The 7,036-nt window shown below is 33.8% G+C and carries 10 protein-coding genes; all 10 read right to left on the bottom strand.

Going from position 1 to position 7,036, the window contains the following annotated elements; genetic code table 11:
• Positions 1 to 402 (bottom strand): phage major capsid protein (locus SOR60_RS04845; RefSeq protein WP_320595365.1); only part of this gene is annotated, 402 nt, incomplete at its 3' end.
• 2 nt (positions 403 to 404) lie between these two features.
• Complete coding sequence (locus tag SOR60_RS04840; RefSeq protein WP_320595364.1) at positions 405 to 1,091, bottom strand: head maturation protease, ClpP-related; 687 nt, start codon at positions 1,089 to 1,091, stop codon at positions 405 to 407.
• Positions 1,078 to 2,196 carry a phage portal protein gene (locus tag SOR60_RS04835; RefSeq protein WP_320595363.1) on the bottom strand — a complete coding sequence of 373 codons (1,119 nt, stop codon included), beginning with the start codon at positions 2,194 to 2,196 and terminating at the stop codon, positions 1,078 to 1,080. Before SOR60_RS04835 ends, SOR60_RS04840 begins: the two co-directional genes overlap by 14 nt.
• A 164-nt stretch (positions 2,197 to 2,360) precedes the next feature.
• Positions 2,361 to 2,807 (bottom strand): hypothetical protein, encoded by a 447-nt coding sequence (locus tag SOR60_RS04830; RefSeq protein ID WP_176269768.1) that lies wholly within the window; start codon positions 2,805 to 2,807, stop codon positions 2,361 to 2,363.
• Entirely contained in the window at positions 2,807 to 3,007 is a 201-nt protein-coding gene (locus SOR60_RS04825; RefSeq protein ID WP_176269769.1) for a helix-turn-helix transcriptional regulator, read from the bottom strand. Before SOR60_RS04825 ends, SOR60_RS04830 begins: the two co-directional genes overlap by 1 nt.
• A 99-nt stretch (positions 3,008 to 3,106) precedes the next feature.
• Complete coding sequence (locus SOR60_RS04820) at positions 3,107 to 5,737, bottom strand: terminase TerL endonuclease subunit (RefSeq protein ID WP_176269770.1); 2,631 nt, start codon at positions 5,735 to 5,737, stop codon at positions 3,107 to 3,109.
• Positions 5,738 to 5,910: 173 nt separating this feature from the next.
• A complete protein-coding gene (locus tag SOR60_RS04815; protein ID WP_320595361.1) occupies positions 5,911 to 6,105 on the bottom strand; it encodes a hypothetical protein in 195 nt (64 codons plus the stop codon).
• Between the two features lies 1 nt (position 6,106).
• Positions 6,107 to 6,391 carry a transcriptional regulator gene (locus tag SOR60_RS04810; protein WP_320595360.1) on the bottom strand — a complete coding sequence of 95 codons (285 nt, stop codon included), beginning with the start codon at positions 6,389 to 6,391 and terminating at the stop codon, positions 6,107 to 6,109.
• Positions 6,392 to 6,491: 100 nt separating this feature from the next.
• The gene (locus SOR60_RS04805) at positions 6,492 to 6,797 is read right to left on the bottom strand and encodes a hypothetical protein (protein WP_176269772.1); all 306 of its coding nucleotides are present in this window, start codon (positions 6,795 to 6,797) and stop codon (positions 6,492 to 6,494) included.
• A 14-nt stretch (positions 6,798 to 6,811) separates the two neighbouring features.
• A partial coding sequence (locus SOR60_RS04800) for a hypothetical protein (RefSeq protein WP_320595359.1) occupies positions 6,812 to 7,036 on the bottom strand: 225 nt, incomplete at its 5' end.

Raw genomic sequence — 7,036 nt, 5'->3', positions numbered from 1 at the left:
TACAATATCTACTTCCATTTCTTCTGGAACTAAATATCCACCACTTTCATCTGTACCTACTTTTAATTCATTTGAAATATCTCTAAAGTTAGTTCTTAATGCTTTCATCATAGATTTCTTATAGACATTTCTTGCTCTCATAGGCTTTTCTTCTTCATTGAAAGTAGCGGGTTCATTTGTTAATGCTTGAGTAGTAGGTTTTTCTAAGGTTTTATCCATTTCTTCTTCCCTCTTCTTTCTTTTAATTTCACGAGTGTAATTCTCTATAGTTCTTTCCATCTCTTCATAGGTCTTAAAGTCTTCGTCAGACATTAGGCCATTTTCATCTTTCTTAGATTCAGCAAATGCTTTTGCCTCATCCCAAGCTTTAGTTCTCTTTTCCATTAGTTCTTTTAAATCCATAATTACCTCCAAGTATTTTTAATTTTGTTTAATCTTTCTTCTACTTCGCTCATTGAATGAGTCTTTACCTCTTTATTCATCTTTGTTAAAAGTGAGTTTGTAACTGCTCGTCTTGAAAAGACCATGTTCGTAACTTTTTCATCTTTCCTTTTATCAGTGAGAGTTCCATCACAGAAGCCCAGCTCAATAGCCTTGTTCTTATCAAACCAAGTCTCTCCATCCATAAGATTAGAAATCTCTTCTCTGGATAAACTTGTCTTAATCTCATAGGCATTGATGATTGATTCCTTAACTTCCTTTAACATATCTATAGCTTTTTGCATTTCTTTTGAGTCACCAATGGCTACAGTTAAGGGGTTATGAATCATCATTAATGATGTTGGACTCATCAATACTTCAGTTCCTGACATGGCAATGACCGATGCAGCAGATGCTGCAAGCCCATCAATCTTAATGGTCACATTGCCCTTGTGTTCTAAAAGCATTGTGTAAATTCTTGAGGCAGCAATGCAGTCCCCTCCTGGAGAGTTTATCCATACAGTGATGTCTCCACTTTTGTTTTTTAATTCCTCAAAAAAGAGCCTTGGCGTGATTTCATCATCAAACCAAGACTCTTCTGCAATAACTCCATCTATATAGAGTTCATTTGAATCTTTATTCCAATTCCAAAATATTTTATTTTTGTTCATTCTCGGTATTTTTACCTCCGTTTCTTTTACTTTCATAGAATGACCCTGCCTTATCAAGTGGTAGCATATTTCCATTTACAATATATAGATCTCCACCTTCTTCAGCCGATATCCTATCTAGGTTTTCTAATTCTCTTATGTCATTTGCACTCATCCAACCATTCTGTCTTCCTACAGCATATCCATTCATTCTTGATTCATAGTCTCCTCTTAGAAGTCCATCAAGGTTGAATTTAATAAAGTAGGATTCTTTTTCTTTCTTTGTTAGTAGTGCTCTTTCTAAGGATTGCTCCCAACGAACAATCCAAGGATCAAGAGTGTATTTGACAAACTCAAGAGATTGTTGCTCTATATTTGAAAAGCTTGACCTTTCCAAATCTCCAATCATATGAGGTGGTATCCTAAAAATTCTAGCTATCTCATTTAATTGAAATTTCCTTGTTTCTAAGAATTGGGCCTCACTTGGGGCAATAGCTATGGGTTGGTACTTCATTCCTTCTTCAAGGACAGCCACTTTGTTTGCATTTTTAGGCCCTTGAAAGGCAGCATTCCATGATGCCCTTACTCTTTCTGGGTCTTTAATAATGCCTGGATGTTCTAAGACTCCACCAGGTTGAGCTCCATTTTGAAAGAAGGATGCCCCATAATCTTCACATGCCATTGCCATACCAATAGCATTTTTTGCCATGGTTATTGGTGAGTATCCAATAAGACCATCAAATCCAAGTCCTGGAATATGAAGGACATCTTCTTTTAAAAGATAAACTTCTTCTGATTTGTGCCTGTATTTGTAGAAGATTTCTCCATCTTCACTTCTCATGACTGTCATTTTATTTGGCATTAGAGGGTAAAGTCCTATAATTTCATTTCTCCCATTTCTTATAATCTGGGCATAGGCATTGCCCCAAAGTAGAAGATGAGTCATTAGAGTTTCTCTAAATACAAAAGATGTCATTTCTGTATTAGGTTCATCATGTAGAAGAAAGTACAAAGAATGGTCTTTTGCTTTCTCTTTTGAGTTTGTATTTTCCTTTCTATATAGGTGTAAAGGAAGGCCTGCTAAGGTTTCAGCTAAAACTCTTACACATGAATAAACAGCTGTCATTTGCATGGCAGTAAATTCGTTGACATTCCTTCCTGCTAGTGTTCTCCCAAATAAAAAAGACGATGAAGATATCCTCTCCCCGTCTTTAGGTTTGTCTCTCGATTTGAATATTAAATTTAAAATATTTATATTACCACCTCCTTCATATGACTTTATTTAAAATTTTATACCATCTTTCTCCAATAAAGTTTGAGTGACAAACTCACTAATATTAGAAAAATTCCAGTTATTACAAGTGTATAAAAAACAACCATATTAAAATAACTAGCTAAAATAGAAACTACAAAAATTCCAAGTGCTATTTTCCATATTAAATTAGAACCTGATTTTAGTTTTATAAAATTTTTCCTTTCATCATGTTCATCAATGTACAATTCTCTTAATAATTTATCGTCCTTTAAAGCTTTCCTAATTCTAAACACCCAGAAAACACAAATTATTTCTATTCCTAATGTTAATCCATCAATAAATCCTAATGCTGAATCATTGAGCCTAGCCTGATCCTTTAATAAAAAATTACCTATTCCCCAAAATATCAGTGCAAAACTTATATAAGATTTATATAATCTTTCCCTTTTTTTCAATACTTCATGATAATTTTCTAAATTCATTATTCATCCTCCTCTAGTTCAAATACATCTTCTATCTTTAGGTTAAAATATTTAGCTATCTTATAAGCTAATGGCAAAGACGCTATGTATTTTTCAGTTTCTATAGATGTAATAGTTTGCCTTGTAACTCCAACAATATCAGCAAGTTCAGCTTGGGATAATTTCTTTTCTTTTCTTAATTCAGGAATCCTTGTCTTCAATTAACCACCTTCTTTATATAATACATAATTTACTTTCCACTATAAGTATAGTTTGCTTTGCATTTATTATCAAGTTAGCTTTGCATAAATAACGTAAATTTAAAAAACAATCAATCCCCTATCATCATAAACAGATTCACTTGTATCATTGCCACATCTTATCGCCCTATCAAGGGCCATGATGGTTGCAATTACACCATCTATCTTTTCTGTAGACTTTTCCTTATCTGCTTTTATGTTTCCTGCCGGGTCTGTTCGAATAAATATATTATCCATCATCCACCTTAAAACAGGATGACCTCCATGAGCGATTTTTCTTTCAAGGGTTAGTTTCATGAGTTCTTTTGTAGGAGGAGACATATCTTTAAAACCTTGTCCAAATGGAACTACAGTAAATCCCATACCTTCTAAGTTTTGAACCATCTGGACTGCTCCCCATCTATCAAAGGCAATTTCTCGGATGTTATATATCTCACCTAAGTATTCGATAAATTTTTCTATAAAGCCATAGTGGACTACATTACCTTCAGTGGTTTGAAGATAGCCTTGTTTTTGCCATAAGTCATAATTGACATGATCCCTTTTTACTCTTAAGTCTAGATTATCTTCTGGCAACCAAAAGTAGGGTAGGATTTGAAATTTATCATCTTCATCAAGTGGAGGAAAGACTAAGACAAAAGCTGTTATATCTGTTGTAGAAGAAAGGTCAAGACCACCATAGCAAACTCTTCCTTTTAATTCTTCTTCATTTACTTTGAAGTTGCAAGCATCCCACTTGTCCATAGGCATCCACCTAATTGCTTGCTTTACCCATTGGTTTAGTCTTAATTGTCTAAAGGAATTTTCCTCTGCAGGATTTTGTTTTGCAGAGTTGAAGGCTTGTCTTACCTTTTCTATTGGAACTGTAATTCCTAAAGATGGATTCGCCTTATACCATACTTTTTCATCTGTCCAATCATCTTCCCTATCTGCTCCGTAAATTACAGGGTAAAAAGTTGAATCAGTTTTTCTTCCTTCAAGGATATCTACTGCCTTTTGATGTGTTTCATAGCAGATTGATTTTGTATCTGTACCTGCTGTTGTTATTAAGAAGTATAAAGGCTGAGTCCTTGCATCTCCTGAACCCTTGGTCATTACATCAAATAGCTTTCTATTAGGCTGGGTGTGAAGTTCATCAAAGACTACACCATGAATATTAAATCCGTGTTTAGAATAAGCCTCTGCAGATAAAACTTGATAGAAAGAATTAGTAGGCTTATATATCATTCTCTTTTGAGATGCTAGAATCTTTACTCTTTTAGAAAGGGCAGGAGACATTCTAACCATATCTGCTGCTACATCAAAGACAATAGTTGCTTGCTGTCTATCTGCTGCACATCCATAGACTTCTGCTCTTTCTTCTCCATCTCCACAGGTTAGAAGTAAGGCTACTGCTGCTGCAAGTTCACTATTATGTGTTGGTAAAAAAGAACGCCCCACCAAATACTGGTGTGACGGACTATCTACTTGAATGCACTGCATCCCTTTATTTTTTACTTTTTCTATGCTTTCTATATATCTGTAATGACTTCTAGTTCTTGGATTTCTTTTTACAGCATTTTTTTGTTTTCTTTTAAGGCTTGCTATTCTCAAATCATCAAATGCAGTAAATTTTACATAATATAATGTTTCTCCTGTCTTTCTTCTACCGCATTCATCGCTAGGTTTATCCATATCATTTCTTATAGTTGATGGAGCTTTAGTAATTGCATTTTTTATTCCTAACGACCATAAAAGTTCACTAACACTTTCAGAGAGTGCTTTTTCAGTAGAAGTATAGATAGCTTGTCCTTTTATAGTGGATATAGAGCCATCTGAATCCATAAGACCCTGCAATAGTTCCAGTCTTTGTTCCACGGATGCCCTCAAATATATCATTGGTATAACTTTATCATGAAAAGATTTAAGTAGGATTTTTCTTAATTCAGGAATCCTTACTACTTTAGAATCTCCATTGTTTTGCCACCTATTTCCTATTTTATGATTTGGCCAGACTTTGTTTAAAACTTCTACCACATCACAAGTTTGAATAGTTAGTTCTGGTTTTACTGCATTTCCATTTCCTAACCAATATCCCATTAGGTAAGGATCTATTTCTAAATCTGTATATTCTGTTTTTATTTTTTCAGCTACTTTTATTCTAAATCTAAGACAAGATTCATTTTCTCTAGGCATATTAAATAATTCTTCTGTTGTAATGGTAACATCTTTTCTCTTTCCTCTTGTGATTTGCCCTACCCATTCATGTCTTGCACCAGCTATAATTTCTTCGCCATCTTTAAATTTAATTTTATACGCCTGTTCTTTATAATCTACTTTACTTTTTGCTACAACATTACATTGATTGCCTTTTTCATCAAATATTACATCACCTACTCTTATTTTCCCCATAGTGGTAAAACCATTTGGTGTAGGAATTAAAGTATTTAGGTCTAGCTGTTTTCCTTGTTTTTTAGGTATTTCAATATATGCCGTGTTAAATTGCCTGTACCCTGTTTCTTTGACAATTCCAAATAAATCTCTTATAATTTCTTCTTGCCAGTCAATCAATTTAAAAGGCTTACCTGCCCATCTGCCCTTTGTGTGTTTTAGACATTCGATAAAAGTAACTGCATAGTCAGCCTTGTTTTTATCATAGTGTGACGAATCAAGCATGAACTTTGTAGGCTTATAATTTTTTAATTTTTTCATTGAACCTCCTTCCTGTAAAAATGGGCATAGCCTGTTTTTGACAAATCATAGATTTGAAACAAACAGGCATCTGACCTACCTACGACTAACTAAAGTTCGTCGGGTTAGGTCATAAAAAAAAGACCCTCCAGGTCTACTACGACAAATAGGGCCTTAGCTCCTTGTCAATTTTGTTAAAATAAGTCGTCTATTTTATTAGACTCTGCTTTCAATTTTACTAACTCTTGCCATATACATTGCGCTCTAAAATTATTCCTTGTTTCTCTAAGTTTTTCCTCTAAATCATTTATTTCCTGTTTTCTTCTCTTAAGTACTTCCACTCCATTGCCTTCTTTTGCGTCCTTATAGTCTCTTTCAAATGTAGTCATTTTATTTTCTCGCTTTCTTTATTTCTTTGTAAGCTTTCTTAAGTTCTCTATCTAGTGTTTCTGATTCTGCAAAAAGTTTGAATTCTTCTTCTGTTAAGTTTCCTTTTGATTCTTCCCAAAGTTCTTCATGAACTTGGTCTGCACATTTCTTTGCTGTTCCTGCTATGTCTAAAAGGTTAACGGCTGCTCCAATCTTACCTTCTTTTGATTTTTTTATTGAGTTTTCAACGTATCTTTTGCAAGCTTTAACTTCTGTTTCTAATCTTTCTAAAAGGTCTTTTTTCATGGTTTTACTCTCCTTTGCTTTTGTTATATACATATTCCCGTATAAGAGAGTTTTAGTCAAGTCTTTTATGCCTATAAATTGGCTATTTTTCAATCTTTTTTTAAAGATTATCTATAAAATCGTCAAACCATTTTGCTCCAATCTCAAGCCTTATCATTGGAAGTCTACCAAGCTTATTATATTTTAAACTTACTATCCTTAAGTCTTCTGGTAGGTTAGTTTCGTAAAGTGCATTGATTGTTTTTCCCATTGTGATGTAAATTGTGTCATCTTCAATGTAATCCTTTAGATAATCTTTGAAAGCTAGGTCTCCATTTTCTCCTTCAAAAAGTCCAAGCATTGTAATTGCTGAAGAGTCGATTAACTCCTTTACATCATCTTTTGTTTTCATGTATCTGTATGTCATCTTTTTCTCCTTATTTAAGAAAGGGCCAAGAATTCATCGTAGGTTATTAAGCCGTCATCGTAATCTTGGTAAAATTGGTTGTCTTTATACTTTTCTCTTTCCACTTCTTTTCTCTTTTTATACATTTCCATGTATTCGTTCCAGCCTATTTTGCCTTCATCATAAAGTTTTCTTTCAGGCTCTTCTTTGTATAGTTTTTCTCTCTTTTCTTCTAATCTCTTTGTCGCTTCTAAAAATGT

Origin of the sequence: Anaerococcus porci (genome assembly GCF_034090325.1) — a bacterium.
Classification (GTDB): domain Bacteria; phylum Bacillota; class Clostridia; order Tissierellales; family Peptoniphilaceae; genus Anaerococcus; species Anaerococcus porci.
The sequence above is the reverse complement of the archived record's forward strand: the minus strand, read 5'-3'. Positions and strand labels throughout refer to the sequence as shown.